A 14,560-nucleotide genomic window follows, 5' to 3' on the forward strand; every position below is an offset into this window, starting at 1 on the left:
ACGACCAATATGAATCCCTATACGTTATCTCCCGATATGAATGGTGAAGGGCTGCACTTGGGCATTGTTCGCGCCCGTTACAACGAAGAAATCGGTTTGTCCGAGCTTGAGGCCTGCGTGGCCGAGCTGGCCGAGCTGGGCGTTGACGAGCGCGACGTCATGGTGGTCTCGGTGCCTGGCGCCCTCGAGCTGGGGGTAACTCTGGCGCAGATGGCCGAAACGTTCGAGTTCGACGCACTGATTGCGCTGGGCGCGGTCATCCGCGGCCAAACCTACCATTTTGAAATAGTCAGCAACGAAAGCGCTTCGGCCATCAGCCGGGTGGCGCTTGAAACGGGGATTCCCATCGCCAATGGCGTATTGACCACGGATACCGATGAGCAGGCTCAGGCTCGCGCCGTTGATAAAGGCCGCGATTGTGCGCGTGCCGCAGTAGAAATGGCCAATCTGGTCGCCGCGCTCGAGCCCGAGTCGGATGATGATGACGAGGACGAAGACCTTGACGATGAAGAGTAAAACCCATAGCGGCTCGGCGCAGCGGGCGAATTCGCGCAGCGCGCGCCGCCGTGCGCGCGAATTCGCCTTGCAGGGTGTGTATGCCTGGCTGTTGCGCGCCGAAGAGGGCAATCAGGAAGCCGGCGCCATCGACGCCCACATTCGCGATGACGAGGAGTTCCCAGAGGCCGACGCAACCTGGTTCAAGACGCTGCTCCACGGGGTGCTGGCCGAGGCTCCGGGTTTGCGCGAACGCTTTGTTCCCTATATCGACCGGCCGCTTGCCGAGCTCTCGCCTATTGAACACGGCATTTTGCTGATAGGCAGTTTCGAGCTTATCCACCATGTCGAAGTCCCCTATAAAGTGGCCATCAACGAAGCGGTGGAGCTGGCCAAGTCGTTCGGCGGGACCGACGGCTTCAAGTTCGTCAATGGCGTTCTCGATAAACTGGCGGCCGACGTTCGCACCGCCGAGGTTGGGGCGGCCGCCGCTCGGCGCTCGAGCCCTTAAGCCAAACTGACGAGGGCGAGTTGGGTAACGAGTTCGATCTGATCGCCACCTATTTTTCGCGTCCTGCGCCGCCTCAGTTTCTGGGGGTGGGCGACGACTGTGCGCTATTGCCTGTGGCCCCTGGCATGCAGTTGGCAACCAGCACTGACCTGCTGATCGAAGGCCGGCATTTTTTTGCCGATGTCGACCCGCGCGCGTTGGGCCACAAAGCGTTGGCCGTCAATTTGTCGGATCTGGCCGCCATGGGCGCCCAGCCGCTCGCCTGCTTGCTGGGGCTGTCCATACCGCGTGTCGAGCCTGCCTGGCTAAAGGCGTTTTCCGAGGGATTTTACGCATTGGCTGATGCGGCGTCCTGCCCGCTTATCGGCGGCGACACCACGCGCAGCCATTCCGATGTACTCATTAGCGTCACGGTGTTCGGGCAGGTCGATGCCCGTTATGCCTTGCGGCGCAATGCGGCCAAGGTGGGCGACGATGTGTGGGTCACGGGCACGCTGGGGGCGGCCGATGTCGCCTTGCGGCTTATGTTGAACACGCTCGCACCCGATCCGGCCTTGCTGGAAGCGACGCGGCCGTTTCTGGAGTGGCCGCAGCCCCCCCTTGAATTTGGCCGGAAACTGGCCGGCGTTGCCAACGCGGCCCTGGACATTTCCGATGGCCTGGTGCAGGACTTGGGACATATACTCAAGGCCAGCGGGTGCGGTGCCGATCTCGACTATGCCGCGATGCCGGCAGACCCTGTTTTGCAGAGTCTGCCGCCAGCCATCGTGCAGGAGGCCGTGTTGGGCGGGGGCGACGTGTACCAGCTTTGTTTTACGGCCTTGCCTGCGCGTCGCGAGCAGATTCTGGCGCTGGCCCGTCAGGGCGCGCTACGGGTGTCGCGCATTGGCTGCATTACCGCGCAGCCCGGGTTGCGGGTTAAAGACGCCGCCGGGCAGCTTATCCATCCTTTGCCGGTGGGTTTCGATCATTTCGGTTGAGTTTTTCGCGAGGCTTTTTAAAGGTGAGTTCCATGTCTTCTGTTGCATCTGACGTCTCTGCATCGCCTCCTTTCAAGCCTACGGCGGCATGGGTATTTCGCTCGCCCGCGCGGATTATCTCGTTCGGTTTTGGCAGCGGCCTGTTGCGCCCCGGCCCGGGTACCTGGGGCACCGTGCTGGCCTGGATTCTGTGGATACTGGTCGTTGCCCGGTTTTCCGATGCGGCCGTGGCCGGCTTATTGATCGTCTCGTTTGCCTATGGCTGCTGGAGTTGCGACCGGGTTGGAAAAGAAATGGGCGTGCCCGACCATGGCGGCATGGTATGGGACGAAATCATTGCCTTCTGGCTCGTGCTCTGGCTGACGCCCGGCACCTGGGAGGCCCAGTCGCTGGCGTTTATTTTGTTCAGAGCCTTCGACATCGCCAAGCCGCCACCCATTCATTTTTTCGACGCCCATTTCAAGAATGGCTTTGGCGTCATGTGGGACGATATCGTCGCTGCCGTCTACACCTTGCTGGTGATGGCGATATTGGTGCTATTGGAGCGACTGCTATGAACGAGAACGATTCATCGGCATTGGTTCAAACCCTGGCGCAGCAATTGCTTGACAGGGGCTGGATGATGGCCTGCGCCGAATCCTGCACCGGAGGCCTGCTGAGTGCAACGCTAACCGATCTGGCGGGATCCAGCCTATGGTTCGACCGCGGCTTTGTCACATACAGCAATGCGGCGAAGATGCAGCATTTATGGGTGCATGCCGATACGCTGGAACGTTTTGGCGCGGTAAGCGAAGAGACGGCCATGGAAATGGCGGCAGGGGTGCTTAACGCGGCCAAGGGCACACAGTTTGCCGTCTCTACCACGGGTATCGCCGGGCCGGGCGGCGCGACCCCCGGCAAGCCCGTGGGCATGGTGTGTTTCGGCTTTGCGCAACGCACGCCCGACGGCGTGGCCACCCGCGCGGCCATTCGTGTATTTGAGGGCGACCGCCGGCAGGTGCGCGAGAGCGCCGTGGCCTACGCCTTACACACCGCCATTGAGCTTATCGGGCAGCATTGATCGCATCACGCGTCGCGCGGGCGGCGTGGGCGGCGGCTTCGCGCCAGTCATCGCCGCCGCTGGCATACAGAATGGCGCGCGATGAGTTGATCATCATTCCTGTACCGTGGCTATCGCACCCCGCCTTGACCGTGGCCGGAATATCGCCGCCTTGCGCGCCGATGCCGGGCACGAGCAAGGGCATGTCGCCCACCCGCTCGCGAACGCGTGCAAGCTCTTCGGGAAAGGTCGCCCCTACCACCAGCGCGCACTGCCCGTGAGTATTCCAGTGATCGGCCACCAGGCCCGCCACGTGCAGGTACAGGGGCACGCCGTCTTTGGACTCGATGAATTGCAGATCGGAGCCGCCCTTGTTCGAGGTGCGGCACAGGATGACGACACCGCGATCTTCCCAGGCCAGATAGGGTTGCAGCGTGTCAAAGCCCATATAGGGGTTAACGGTGACGGCATCGGCGTTATAGCGCTCGAAGGCCTCGTGGGCGTATTGCTCGGCCGTTGAGCCGATGTCGCCGCGCTTGGCGTCGAGCACGATGGGCAGGTGCGGGTAGGTTTCGTGAATGTACTGGCACAAGGCTTCAAGCTGCGCTTCGGCGCGCTGTGCGGAGAAGTAGGCGATTTGCGGCTTGACGCCGCAAACGTAAGGCGCGGTGGCGTCGACCATGGCGCGGCAGAATTCGTAAATGGCGTCGCCGCGGCCGGCGATCTCGGCGGGGAACCGCTGCGGATCTGGATCCAGGCCCATCATCAGCATGGAGTGGGATGTGGCCCAGGCGTGGTTGAGTTTTTCGGTGAAGGTCATGGGTAGGGGCCAGTGAACGGCGGGAGACGGAACGAGGGCCACCGGCGTGGTGGGCGTTATAAGAATTATTTTAATGGAAGCGTAGGTAAAGCACGGTTGCCCAAATTGCGCCGCCCAACAGCAGGGATAGCATGACCGCTGCGCTGCCGAGGTCCTTGGCGCGGCCGACGAGAGCGTGATGCTCGATCGTGATGGAATCGGCCAGGGCTTCGAGCGCGGAGTTCAGGATTTCAACAATCAGCACAAAGACAATGGTGCTGATCAGCAGAAGGATTTGCATGGCGCCGCGGCCGACCCAGAACGCCGCGGGTGTGAGCACGACGGCCAGCAGCAGTTCCTGGCGAAACGCGGCCTCGTGCTGGAACGCGGCCTTGAAGCCTTGCAGCGAAAATTTAAGCGCATTGCGCAAGCGGCCGAGGCCGCCTTGGCTTTTGTACGGGGAAGTTGTGCTCATGATGGCTATTGTAGCGGCAGCCCTTGTGGCTGCCATATAGGCATTAACATAGTCTCCAATAAAACCTTCTAGCCCCGCGTCGTGGCCGGTCAAGGTGGGTCGGGCTCCGACGTGCACGGTCATGGCTGCGCCATGACTTCCCGCGCGCAGGACCGGCTTCGGGGCGGCGTGCCCGAGTCGCCCGCCCCACCTCGACCGGCCACGACGCTCGTGTGGTTGATTTTGACGAAATCGTCGTTGATGTAGCGGCAGCCCTTGTGGCTGCCAAATCGTTGAAAATCGAGGCGGTTATTCATAGAACGCCGATGGCAGCCACAAGGGCTGCCGCTACAAAAACATACCCGCCGACCCATAAAAAAATCCGGCCACAAGGACCGGATTTTTCCATCAGGGTGCCGGTCCGAAAACCGGCAGGTTATACAGACGCTTAGAAGCCGCCCATACCACCCATGCCGCCCATACCACCCATGTCAGGCATACCGCCGCCGCCAGCAGGCTTGTCTTCCACGATTTCAGCCACAGCGGCTTCGGTCGTGAGCAACAGGCTGGCCACCGACGCTGCGTTTTGCAATGCAGTGCGGGTCACCTTGGTGGGATCGAGCACGCCTTGTTCAACCAGGTCGCCGTACTCGCCCGTTGCGGCGTTGTAACCGTAGTTACCCTTGCCCTTGGCTACATTGTCAGCCACAACGCTAGGCTCGTCGCCAGCATTAGCCACGATGGTGCGCAAAGGAGATTCGATCGCGCGAACGATCAGCTTGATACCGGCGTCTTGGTCGATGTTGTCGCCCTTGACAGCGGCAACAGCGGCCTTGATACGAATGAACGCTACGCCGCCGCCAGGAACAATGCCTTCTTCGACTGCGGCGCGAGTGGCATGCAGAGCATCTTCCACGCGAGCTTTCTTCTCTTTCATTTCGATTTCGGTCGCGGCGCCGACACGAATCACTGCTACACCGCCCGCCAGCTTGGCAACGCGTTCTTGCAGTTTTTCACGGTCGTAGTCGGACGTGGCTTCTTCGATTTGCACGCGAACTTGCTTGACGCGGGCTTCGATCGATTTGCCGTCGCCATGGCCGTCGATAATGGTGGTGTTTTCCTTGGCCACTTCGATGCGCTTGGCTTGGCCCAGATCCGTCAGGGCGGCTTTTTCAAGCGACATACCGGTTTCTTCGGAAATAACCACGCCGCCGGTCAGGATGGCGATGTCTTCGAGCATGGCTTTGCGACGGTCGCCGAAACCAGGAGCCTTGACAGCCGTGGTTTTCAGGATGCCGCGAATATTGTTGACCACCAGAGTAGCCAGGGCTTCGCCTTCCACGTCTTCGGCAATGATCAGCAGAGGACGGCTGGATTTGGCAACTTGCTCAAGAATGGGCAGAAGGTCGCGAATGTTGCTGATTTTCTTGTCGTAAATCAGGACATAAGGATCTTCCAGCACAGCTACTTGCTTGTCGGGATTGTTGATGAAGTAGGGCGACAGATAGCCGCGGTCGAATTGCATGCCTTCGACGACGTCCAGTTCGTTTTCCAGCGATTTGCCGTCTTCAACGGTAATAACGCCTTCCTTGCCGACCTTGTCCATCGCATTGGCGATGATTTCACCAATCGAGCTATCGCTGTTGGCCGAAATGGAACCGACTTGCGCGATTTCCTTGCTGGTGGTGCAAGGCTTGGACAGTTTCTTCAACTCGGCCACAGCCACGGCGACCGCTTTGTCGATACCGCGTTTCAGGTCCATCGGGTTGATGCCGGCGGCCACATACTTCAGGCCTTCTTCCACAATCGATTGCGCCAGCACGGTTGCCGTGGTGGTGCCGTCGCCAGCGTTGTCCGAAGTCTTGGAGGCAACTTCTTTAACCAGCTGAGCGCCGATGTTTTCGAATTTGTCTTTCAGTTCGATTTCTTTGGCAACCGATACACCGTCCTTAGTCACGGTGGGGGCGCCGAAAGAGCGCTCCAGAACCACGTTACGGCCCTTGGGGCCCAGAGTGGTTTTAACGGCATTGGCGAGAATGTTCACGCCACGGACGATGCGCACGCGAGCGTCATCGCCAAATAGTACTTGCTTAGCAGCCATTATTAAATTCCTTGCTTGATTCGTGTTATTACAGGATCACGGCGAGGATTTCGTCCTCGCGGATGACGAGAAGTTCTTCGCCGTCGACCTTGACGGCCTGGCCGGCATATTTGCCGAACAGAACTTTGTCGCCAGCTTTCAGATCAACAGCCTGGATTTTGCCGTCGTCGGAGCGTTTGCCGGGGCCAACAGCCACGACTTCGCCTTGATCGGGTTTTTCAGCGGCGCTTTCGGGGATAACGATGCCTGACGCAGTGGTGCGCTCGTTGTCCAGACGCTTGACGATCACGCGATCGTTCAAAGGACGCAGTGCCATGGAGGAACTCCTGTTCAATAGATAATGGGTTTGGAAATCAGTGGGGGATGATTTGTTAGCACTCAACCCCTTCGAGTGCTAATTATAAGGATGAATTGGATTTGTTCAAGTGGGGTGGGGAGGGTTGTTACATTTTCGCTGGCTGTTGTCGATTTTCACTGAGTTTGGTGTCGATTTTCATTGAGTTTGGAATTTCCGTCACTCAGTTTGGAACTCTCCAAAACACGTAAAGCTAGCATTGATGCGCTCTACAACCGTTTTTTTGCCTTTAGGTGAGTATCCTAAGTCCGGCGATTTTGGTTTTTTGGTGATATTTATGGGCTTGGTCGATTGAAATCTGTCACCAGCGGATCACACCGACTCTAAGCGGAAGTTGTTAGCTCCCTTACGACTGAAAAATTAGGCATTTAAGCCGACCTTAGCTTCTTTGATTCGATGTTTTCTGTGATTGCAGACCTACCACATTGCTCTTAGGCGATGGGTGGCGATATCTCCATTATTCGACCCGTCAGCCAAGCGCCGAGTACATTTCACATACTGCAACCCGCACCGACGCATCGGCCATTCTTGTCGGTGATGTCTACGACTCCAAGGGCTATAACATACAAGGCTTCGCGCCCTTAGAGCATTCCGCTACTGCATAGGAAATTCGCCCACCAAACATGAACCAGATGACGACAAGGAAAATGACCAGTGCCTAGAATATTAATAATCCGTTTCATGATTTATTCACTCCGAAGTTGTCTGTTCTGCGATTCGCAGCCTTTGATGCTCGGCTAGCCTATTTGTGCCAGTAGCAAAAAATTTAGGCAAAGAACGAAGTTGTCGGAAAATTCCAAACTAAACGACTAACGGGTTCCAAACTCAATGAAAATCGACATTTGGAATTCCTTTCACCCAGTTTGGAACTCTCCAAAATACGTAAAGCTAATTTTGATGCGTCCTACGACCGTTTTTTTGTCTTTAGATGAGGATTCCAAACCCGGGGATTTTGGCTTTTGGCGATGTTTAGGATCTACGGTCATACCGGTTTCGGCAGACTTTATTTCTCTTTTTCAGTAGGTCGGTCCCTTGCACTCGCTCCCCTATCAGCCTACCAGACGGCTGCCGCGTCTTAAAGAAATGTTAAGCCGAATACAAAAATTTTTCGCTTGTCACGCTTTACAGTGACGCACATCATGTGACCACTTACTTGATGGAGGAGATTATGAAAATAATACCGAAAATAGATGGTTTTGGTGCCGATGTCTTGGATTGCCCATCTGGGTTGGTGGTATCAGAAGACGACCTTGAACAGATTATGCGTGCCTGGATGAAACATTCGATTCTGTGCTTCCGCGCTGTGAACATGAGTCCCGAGGAGCACGTGCGCTTTAGCCGTCGATTAGGCTCCTTGCATATCATGAGGCCGTTCAAGTTCAATCTTGACGGCTACCCCGAAGTGTTCGTGGTATCGAATGCGAGCAAGGTCGATCCCTCCAAACCCGTGGCGGGCGATGCCGAAGGCGATGCTGGACTTCGTCGAGTTGGCGAGGGATTCCATACCGATGGCGAGGACAAAGCCATTCCGAACGGTGGCTCCTTCCTATATGCAAGACAGGTTCCCCCTGAGCGCGGCGACACGCTCTTTGTCGATATGTACAGCGTCTATGAAGCCTTGCCTCAGAGCGTCAAAGAGATTATCGCCGGGCGGCGTGTTCGCTACAGTCGAATCGACTTGCATTTGACCCACTACCCCCTGATGGCGCCACTCACAGAGGAGGAAAAGCGCGAACGGCCTGACGTCTACCATCCCTTAACACGACAACATCCGCTTAGCAGGCGCACCTCGCTTTACATTGGGCGCTGGGCTTGTGACGTTGAAGGACTACCCTTCAATGAAAGCAAAGAGCTAATTACGTTTCTTCAAGATTTTGCTAAGCACCCTCAGTTCATTTACACGCACAAATGGTCATCTGGCGATGCGGTGCTCTGGGACAATCGCTGCACACAACACTGCGCTACCGGCTTTGACGATACGAAATACGTCAGGACGATGCATAGAACTACATTGGAAGGTGAACTGCCGGTGATGGCCCAGTCTAGTGCCGGCGTACAGGTAGCATTGCTTAATGAATATTCGGTTTCTTGAAACGGCGCTGTGGCTGGCCAAGTTAAAAAGCATCAAGGCCACGGCCGAAAAGCTCTGCCTTACGCAGGCGGCTGTATCGAGCCGGATATCCAACCTCGAACAGGATCTGGGCGTTTGCCTTTTCATACGTGGGGGCGACGGCTTTGAGCCGACCTCCGTCGGCGTGACCTTTTTAGAGCATGCCGACCGCATTGTAAGCGCCCACCAGTCCTTACGCGCCTCCATGCTTGATCCGAACAAACTGGTGGGCTCATTGAGAATTGGAATGACCAGCACGTTGATTCCGACAATATTGCCGAGACTTGTAGATACGCTGCGACAGGACTACCCGAGAATCTCGATTAGCTTGAAGACCGAGCTGACCGAGAGGCTACTCAAAGAACTGGAAATAGGCCGAGTCGATCTTGTTCTAGGTGCCGATAGCGAATCGGTACACGAGCGTTTCGAAAGTGTACCGTTGTGCGCATTTTCTATGACCTTTGTCGCCAGCCCCAAATTGGAACTGAAATTTGCCGATGCAGCACTTCCTGAAGAGCTAGCCCAGTATCCTATTATTGGCTATCCGCCCGGGACGCGGTCTCAACTTCGCATCGACCGCTATTTCGAAAACTGCGGCGTGCGTCCACAGATCATCCATGTATCGAATGCGGTTCCCACCAATCTTCAGCTTGCCATATCTGGTATCGGCATCGCCGCTGTTCCCGAAGCCATCGTGCAACGGGAGATCGCCTCCGGCGAGTTGGCCCCCATCAAACTTAAACGACCGTTCGTTTCAGTGAACTACCAGGCGGTGTTCCTGCGCGACCAAGGCCAGGGCCTAGCAAGAGCGGTTGCGGCCTTGGCGCGTGACGTCGCGGCCAATTATTGCGAATCGGTCGGCAAAAGAATTGCTTGGCAATAAAGGAGAAATGGTAGTGAAAGTTTCCGTCATTCAAATGAATTCCGTCTCGGATAAAGCGGCGAATCTTGCGACAGCCGAAAGACTGACGCGCAGTGCCGTTACACAAGACACCCCCGACATGATCGTGTTTCCCGAGCACTTTGATTGGGCGGGCGGCAGCGCGCAAGAGAAGGTGGCAGCGGGCGAGCCCGAAACTGATGGCCCAGCTTATAGGTTTTGCGCCCGCATGGCCGCTGAATACGGCATCTACGTTCATTCAGGCAGCTTTTACGAGAAGGTTCCCAATCAGGAGCGCGTGTTCAACACAACCGTGGTGTTCGATCCCCACGGCAAGGAGCTTGCGCGGTATAGGAAGATGCATATGTTTGACATCTTCACTCCGGATGGGCTGCGTTATGGGGAGTCCGACGCGGTGGCAGCCGGCTCGGAGATCAGCACAGCTGACGTGGGCGACTTTCGCCTCGGCCTGGCCATCTGCTACGACCTTCGGTTTCCTGAGCTCTTTCGGCGACTTGTCAGCAATGGTGCCAATGTAATCATGTTGCCCGCTGCGTTCACCTTACAAACGGGCAAAGATCACTGGGAAGTATTGTGTCGGGCGCGGGCGATTGAGACGCAAAGCTATGTGGTGGCCTGCGGTTCGCATGGACCTTTTACGCAAAATGGCGAGACGCGATATACCTATGGGCATTCACTCGTCGTCGACCCTTGGGGCCACGTTATCGCCAAGTGCTCCGACGGCGACGGCTTTGCCACGGCCCGGTTGGATATTCAGTTAATCGATAAAGTCCGCAAGGAAATTCCCTTGGCCAAACAAAAGGTGCTTCAGTGAAAAAATTCGTCCTAGAGCCCATGCCTGCTGCATTGGATCCGAAATACGTCGACATGTTATCAGCGGTGCAGACCGCTACCGTTGGCCACTTCCGTCACTGGGGATTCATGGCCCCTGACATCAAGCCAGTAAACCATACGCGCAAGATAATTGGCACTGCGGTGACCTTGTCGCTGCCCGGGCAGGATTCCACCCTACTACATCACGCTCTGACGCTGCTGCGCCCAGGAGATGTGTTGGTTATCGACCGATTGGGCGATCAAAAGCATGCTTGTCTGGGCGGCGGCGTGGCGCTTGGCGCTGTGCTAGCGGGTGCTGTGGGCGCTATCGTGGATGGCATGTGCACGGATCCCGCTGAACTCGAAGATCTCGGTTTTCCTGTTTGGGCCCGAGGCATATCGCCCATCACCACCCGGATTTACAACATTGGTGGGCAGATGAACAAGCCCGTGGCATGTGGGGGCGCCGTCGTCTGCCCGGGCGACATTATCCTGGCTGATGAAAATGGTGTGCTTATCATTCCCCGGGCCGAGGTCGCTGAAGTGTCCGAAATGGCGCTGGAAAAACAGTCTCGCGGCGATAAAAACGGTGAGCAGATGCGTGGCGGCGAACGACTCGGCGACCTGTCGGGGGCGAGCAAGTATGTCCTTGAAGAAGCATAACAAACAAAACGACTATTGGAGAATATCTTATGAAGCTGCACAAAGTTCTCGCCATTGGATTAGCCTTCAGTTACTTGACTTTTACCGCCACGCTCGCCCAGGCAGCGTGGCCAGAGCACCCGATCAAGATCGTGGTGCCCTTTCCGCCCGGCAATTCTTCTGACGTTGCAATGCGCTTGTTGGCGGAGTTGCTCTCGCCACGCCTAGGCCAGGCCGTCGTGGTTGAAAATAAGGTCGGCGCCAGCGGTACTATCGGCACAGGTTTTGTGGCCAAACAGCCCGCTGACGGGTATACGCTGGTCATGGGCTCAACAGGTCCCTTAGCGATTGTGCCGTCGTTGCGTCCAGAAACGATGACCTATGATCCTCTTGTGAATCTGGAGCCCATAGCCGCGATTGCCTGGGCACCGCAAGTGATGGTGGTCCGATCAGATGAGCCGTTCGATACGGTGAGAGGCCTTATCAAGCATGCAAAAGAGCAAGGACAGAATCTAACCTATGGCACTCCTGGAGTGGGAACGACGCCGCACCTCGTCATCTCTAAGTTCCTGCATGATGCCGGTATCTCTGGCATGCACATCCCGTATAAAGGTGGGGTGCAAAGCCTCACAGGCCTGATTGGAGGGCAGATAGACTTCATGTCTGACAACTTACCCGTTTTGGCCTCGGCCTTGCAGGGAAATCGCGTCAAACCAATCGGAGTTACGTCAGCCGAGCGTATACCGAGCCTGCCTGAAGTGTCGACCCTTGCAGAACAAGGTTTCAAGGACTTCAATATGCAGGGCTGGATTCTTTTGATGGCGCCTACGGGAGTGCCGGATGAAGCAAAGCAGCGCCTTGAGAAAGAAGTTGCCGCAGTCATGCAGGATGAGAAGATGCGCGAGCGCTTATTAGGGTTAGGTCTGGTGCCAATGAGCATGCCACGGGCGCAGATTCCAGCGTTTCTGAAAGACGAAGCCCGCAAGTGGAAAGAGGTTATCGAACTTACCGGGGCGAAGAAGCACTGATGGCGCATTTGTTCGGAATTCACCTCAAAAATCAATATCTGCCACGCATCTAATTGCGTGGACGAAGCCGATAAAGACAAGCAAACTGAAGAGCCCCGCTATCCATGCTATTCGTTGAAAATTTGAGCGAAGATGTGGATTGTCAGAAAATTCCAAACTAAGTGGTGGAAAGTTCGGAAAATTCCAAACTAAACGACTAGCGGGTTTCAAGCTCAATGGCGAATTTCCCGTAAGCTGTTGATTTTTATAGGTGTGGGATTCCAAACTCAATGACAATCGACATTTGGAATTTCCGTCACTCAGTTTGGAACTCTCAAAAACACGTAAAGCCAATATTGATGCGCTCTACAGCTGTTTTTTTGCCTTTAGGTGCATATTCCAAGTCCGGAGATTTTGGCTTTTGGCGATGTTTATGGACCTCGCCGATTGAAATCTATCACCAGTGGCTCAAACTGACCGAGGCTGTGTGAAAACCCCTTGGCGCTGGTGGGCCGATGTCGATAGAGCTCTAGCATCTCGATTGTGGGAGCCAACATGCCTCGATTCATCGAAGGCCAGGGCCGGTAGCAGGTGACGCTGATGCCAGAATGCCTGGATGACTTTATCGCCGACGACAATCCGGTACGCGTAATTGATGCGTTCGTTGACGAGTTGAGCCTGGTATCGATCGGTTTTGATCGAGCCGCACCGGCAGCTACGGGTCGCCCGTCGTATCACCCGGCTGTGCTCCTGAATATCTATATCTACGGATATTTGAATCGAGCCCAGTCCAGCCGTCGGCTGGAGCGAGAGTAGTGTCGAACTGATGTGGCTTATCGGCCGTCTAGCGCCGGACTTCAAAGCTATCGCGGACTTCCGCCGTGACACTGGCACGGACAGTCTCGACCCAGAGCAGATATTAGCCACTTTTGGAAGCGGACATTCCGATGCGTCGCTACGTTGGGGGCTGGGCCTGCGGCAATACCAGTTCCGAAGCGAGCGTCGTACCGGCAAAGAGGCGCTTGATCAGCCCAGCCAACCGGCTGGAAGCGGGATCGTTGGCGATGCTCCGGCAAGCATCGACGAAGCGCTCAGTAGCAGTTCCGAAGTGAAGGTCGTAGGTCTGCCTTTGAAGGCGCATCTCGATCATGCGTCGCAAAAACCGACGCAACTTCTCGATCTCCATGTTCCGGATAGCAAATTCAAAGTCGGCGGACGTGGCCCCCTTCATGGCCACTTCGTGCATTGTCCCCCAACCATTGTTTTCAATGATATACATGCAGGTATCAAGAACGGTGGTCCGTCCCTGAGCCTGTGCATTGACGGCGGCGAACTCCGCCGTGATGGCTTCGTGTAGTGGGCGATTGAACGGGTTTTCGTCGTTGACGTGCTTATGCTTCTGGGCTTTAAAGGAGACGATCCATCCATCAACGATCTCTTGGCCGATGCTCTTGCCACCCGGGATGTCGGCCAACGCCCTATCGAGTTCGGAGCACACGTAAGGGTCCAAAAAGCTCGCGATGGCAGGCAGCTCTGAGGCCATTTCAAGCAATTGGGCATCGCCGATACGGTGATCCCAGAACACCTTGAACAGAAACTGGCTGGCCTTCTCGCGAGCCTCGACGTGCTGCCTCTCGGCGGCGTATCGATCGATGATCGGCGCGAGCCTGCTGGCGTCGAACAGGCCCGACTCCAAGAACTCCACCACCAAGGCTTCGAATTCATCGCACCCATGGATACCCAACTCGTTCATGAGCAGCCGCCACTTCGCTCGGTGCTTCTCTTCTTCCGTGGGCTCCTTGTTCTCGTCCTTGACGAAATCCTTCCAGTCGCTGGGGGAGCCTATGCTCAGAGCGAACTGGAAGTCCGGCCCATCTTCGAGGCCCTTGTAGTGAATCGCCGCAAAGAGGACGATCGACGGTACCACCCTGGCCAGCAGCGCATCTTCCAGCGCCCGATCACCCAGGATTCGATTGGCGGCCTTGATGACTTTCCCGATGATGCGGATGTTGGTAAGCCCACAGGCGACCGACGCCCGCTTGATCGACTCGGCATGGCGGGATGGAAAAAGTTCTACGGCTATGGCGAATGCTTCTTCCGGCGTGGTCAGCATCCTCGGACTCATTCATAACCTCGCACCACAAGTGGGTCTTGCCGGTGCCCCACTTTCCAGACAGCGCGATTACCTTGTTCTCGGCGTCACCTAGCAGTTTGAGTAAATGCCCCTTCGTCTCTTTCAGTGACATGTTTCCTCCTTGCAATTCGAAACGGAGCGCGCGCTAGCTCTAGCGTTCAGCTGAACGAATGCGTAACGCCATGAGAAGCCATGCGATGAGAGAACGACTATGGCGGT

16 protein-coding genes and 1 pseudogene are annotated in these 14,560 nt (G+C 56.3%); 11 read left to right on the top strand and 6 right to left on the bottom strand.

What is annotated here, in order from left to right:
- The first annotated feature begins 9 nt into the window (after nt 1–9).
- Genes ribH through EDC26_RS11740 form a run of 5 tightly spaced genes read left to right on the top strand, consistent with a single transcriptional unit; the run spans nt 10 to nt 3,046 of the window.
- Nucleotides 10–516, top strand: coding sequence for a 6,7-dimethyl-8-ribityllumazine synthase (ribH, locus tag EDC26_RS11720; protein ID WP_132582783.1), 507 nt, complete (start codon nt 10–12; stop codon nt 514–516).
- Nucleotides 482–1,006: a transcription antitermination factor NusB gene (gene nusB / locus EDC26_RS11725; RefSeq protein WP_425012623.1), complete on the top strand. Its 525-nt coding sequence runs from the start codon at nt 482–484 to the stop codon at nt 1,004–1,006. The genes ribH and nusB overlap by 35 nt, the downstream gene beginning before the upstream one ends.
- A 20-nt stretch (nt 1,007–1,026) precedes the next feature.
- A complete protein-coding gene (gene thiL / locus EDC26_RS11730) occupies nt 1,027–1,986 on the top strand; it encodes a thiamine-phosphate kinase (protein WP_132582787.1) in 960 nt (319 codons plus the stop codon).
- A 32-nt stretch (nt 1,987–2,018) separates the two neighbouring features.
- Nucleotides 2,019–2,543 carry a phosphatidylglycerophosphatase A family protein gene (locus tag EDC26_RS11735; RefSeq protein WP_132582789.1) on the top strand — a complete coding sequence of 175 codons (525 nt, stop codon included), beginning with the start codon at nt 2,019–2,021 and terminating at the stop codon, nt 2,541–2,543.
- Nucleotides 2,540–3,046 carry a CinA family protein gene (locus EDC26_RS11740; RefSeq protein WP_132582791.1) on the top strand — a complete coding sequence of 169 codons (507 nt, stop codon included), beginning with the start codon at nt 2,540–2,542 and terminating at the stop codon, nt 3,044–3,046. Before EDC26_RS11735 ends, EDC26_RS11740 begins: the two co-directional genes overlap by 4 nt.
- Here EDC26_RS11740 and pyrF read toward each other — a convergent pair.
- The 5 genes from pyrF to EDC26_RS11760 all read right to left on the bottom strand — a co-directional run bounded on the left by pyrF (nt 3,030) and on the right by EDC26_RS11760 (nt 6,695).
- Entirely contained in the window at nt 3,030–3,845 is an 816-nt protein-coding gene (gene pyrF / locus EDC26_RS11745; RefSeq protein ID WP_132582793.1) for an orotidine-5'-phosphate decarboxylase, read from the bottom strand. The two genes, EDC26_RS11740 and pyrF, sit on opposite strands and share 17 nt — an antisense overlap.
- A 70-nt stretch (nt 3,846–3,915) precedes the next feature.
- A complete protein-coding gene (locus EDC26_RS11750) occupies nt 3,916–4,299 on the bottom strand; it encodes a diacylglycerol kinase (RefSeq protein ID WP_132582795.1) in 384 nt (127 codons plus the stop codon).
- 119 nt (nt 4,300–4,418) lie between these two features.
- Entirely contained in the window at nt 4,419–4,595 is a 177-nt protein-coding gene (locus EDC26_RS20160) for a hypothetical protein (protein WP_165931011.1), read from the bottom strand.
- 131 nt (nt 4,596–4,726) lie between these two features.
- Nucleotides 4,727–6,379, bottom strand: a complete 1,653-nt coding sequence (groL, locus tag EDC26_RS11755) for a chaperonin GroEL (RefSeq protein ID WP_132582797.1) — start codon at nt 6,377–6,379, stop codon at nt 4,727–4,729.
- 28 nt (nt 6,380–6,407) lie between these two features.
- Nucleotides 6,408–6,695, bottom strand: a complete 288-nt coding sequence (locus EDC26_RS11760) for a co-chaperone GroES (RefSeq protein ID WP_132582802.1) — start codon at nt 6,693–6,695, stop codon at nt 6,408–6,410.
- Nucleotides 6,696–7,902: 1,207 nt separating this feature from the next.
- On the opposite strand from EDC26_RS11760, the gene EDC26_RS11765 reads away from it, so the two are divergent.
- The 6 genes and pseudogenes from EDC26_RS11765 to EDC26_RS11790 all read left to right on the top strand — a co-directional run.
- On the top strand, nt 7,903–8,826 hold the full coding sequence (locus EDC26_RS11765) for a TauD/TfdA dioxygenase family protein (protein ID WP_165931012.1): 924 nt from the start codon (nt 7,903–7,905) through the stop codon (nt 8,824–8,826).
- Nucleotides 8,807–9,727, top strand: a complete 921-nt coding sequence (locus tag EDC26_RS11770; protein ID WP_132582806.1) for a LysR family transcriptional regulator — start codon at nt 8,807–8,809, stop codon at nt 9,725–9,727. Before EDC26_RS11765 ends, EDC26_RS11770 begins: the two co-directional genes overlap by 20 nt.
- Entirely contained in the window at nt 9,714–10,559 is an 846-nt protein-coding gene (locus tag EDC26_RS11775) for a carbon-nitrogen hydrolase family protein (RefSeq protein WP_243700892.1), read from the top strand. The genes EDC26_RS11770 and EDC26_RS11775 overlap by 14 nt, the downstream gene beginning before the upstream one ends.
- Nucleotides 10,556–11,221 (top strand): RraA family protein, encoded by a 666-nt coding sequence (locus tag EDC26_RS11780; protein ID WP_243700893.1) that lies wholly within the window; start codon nt 10,556–10,558, stop codon nt 11,219–11,221. The genes EDC26_RS11775 and EDC26_RS11780 overlap by 4 nt, the downstream gene beginning before the upstream one ends.
- Before the next feature lie 29 nt (nt 11,222–11,250).
- Nucleotides 11,251–12,228, top strand: coding sequence for a Bug family tripartite tricarboxylate transporter substrate binding protein (locus EDC26_RS11785; RefSeq protein ID WP_132582808.1), 978 nt, complete (start codon nt 11,251–11,253; stop codon nt 12,226–12,228).
- Between the two features lie 579 nt (nt 12,229–12,807).
- A pseudogene (locus EDC26_RS11790) lies at nt 12,808–13,099 on the top strand (transposase); the annotation flags it as partial.
- Between the two features lie 63 nt (nt 13,100–13,162).
- Here the strand turns inward: EDC26_RS11790 and EDC26_RS11795 are convergent.
- Entirely contained in the window at nt 13,163–14,320 is a 1,158-nt protein-coding gene (locus tag EDC26_RS11795; RefSeq protein ID WP_207915132.1) for a hypothetical protein, read from the bottom strand.
- Between the last annotated feature and the right edge of the window lie 240 nt (nt 14,321–14,560).

Origin of the sequence: Paralcaligenes ureilyticus, from assembly GCF_004346225.1 — a bacterium.
GTDB classification, from domain to species: domain Bacteria; phylum Pseudomonadota; class Gammaproteobacteria; order Burkholderiales; family Burkholderiaceae_B; genus Paralcaligenes; species Paralcaligenes ureilyticus.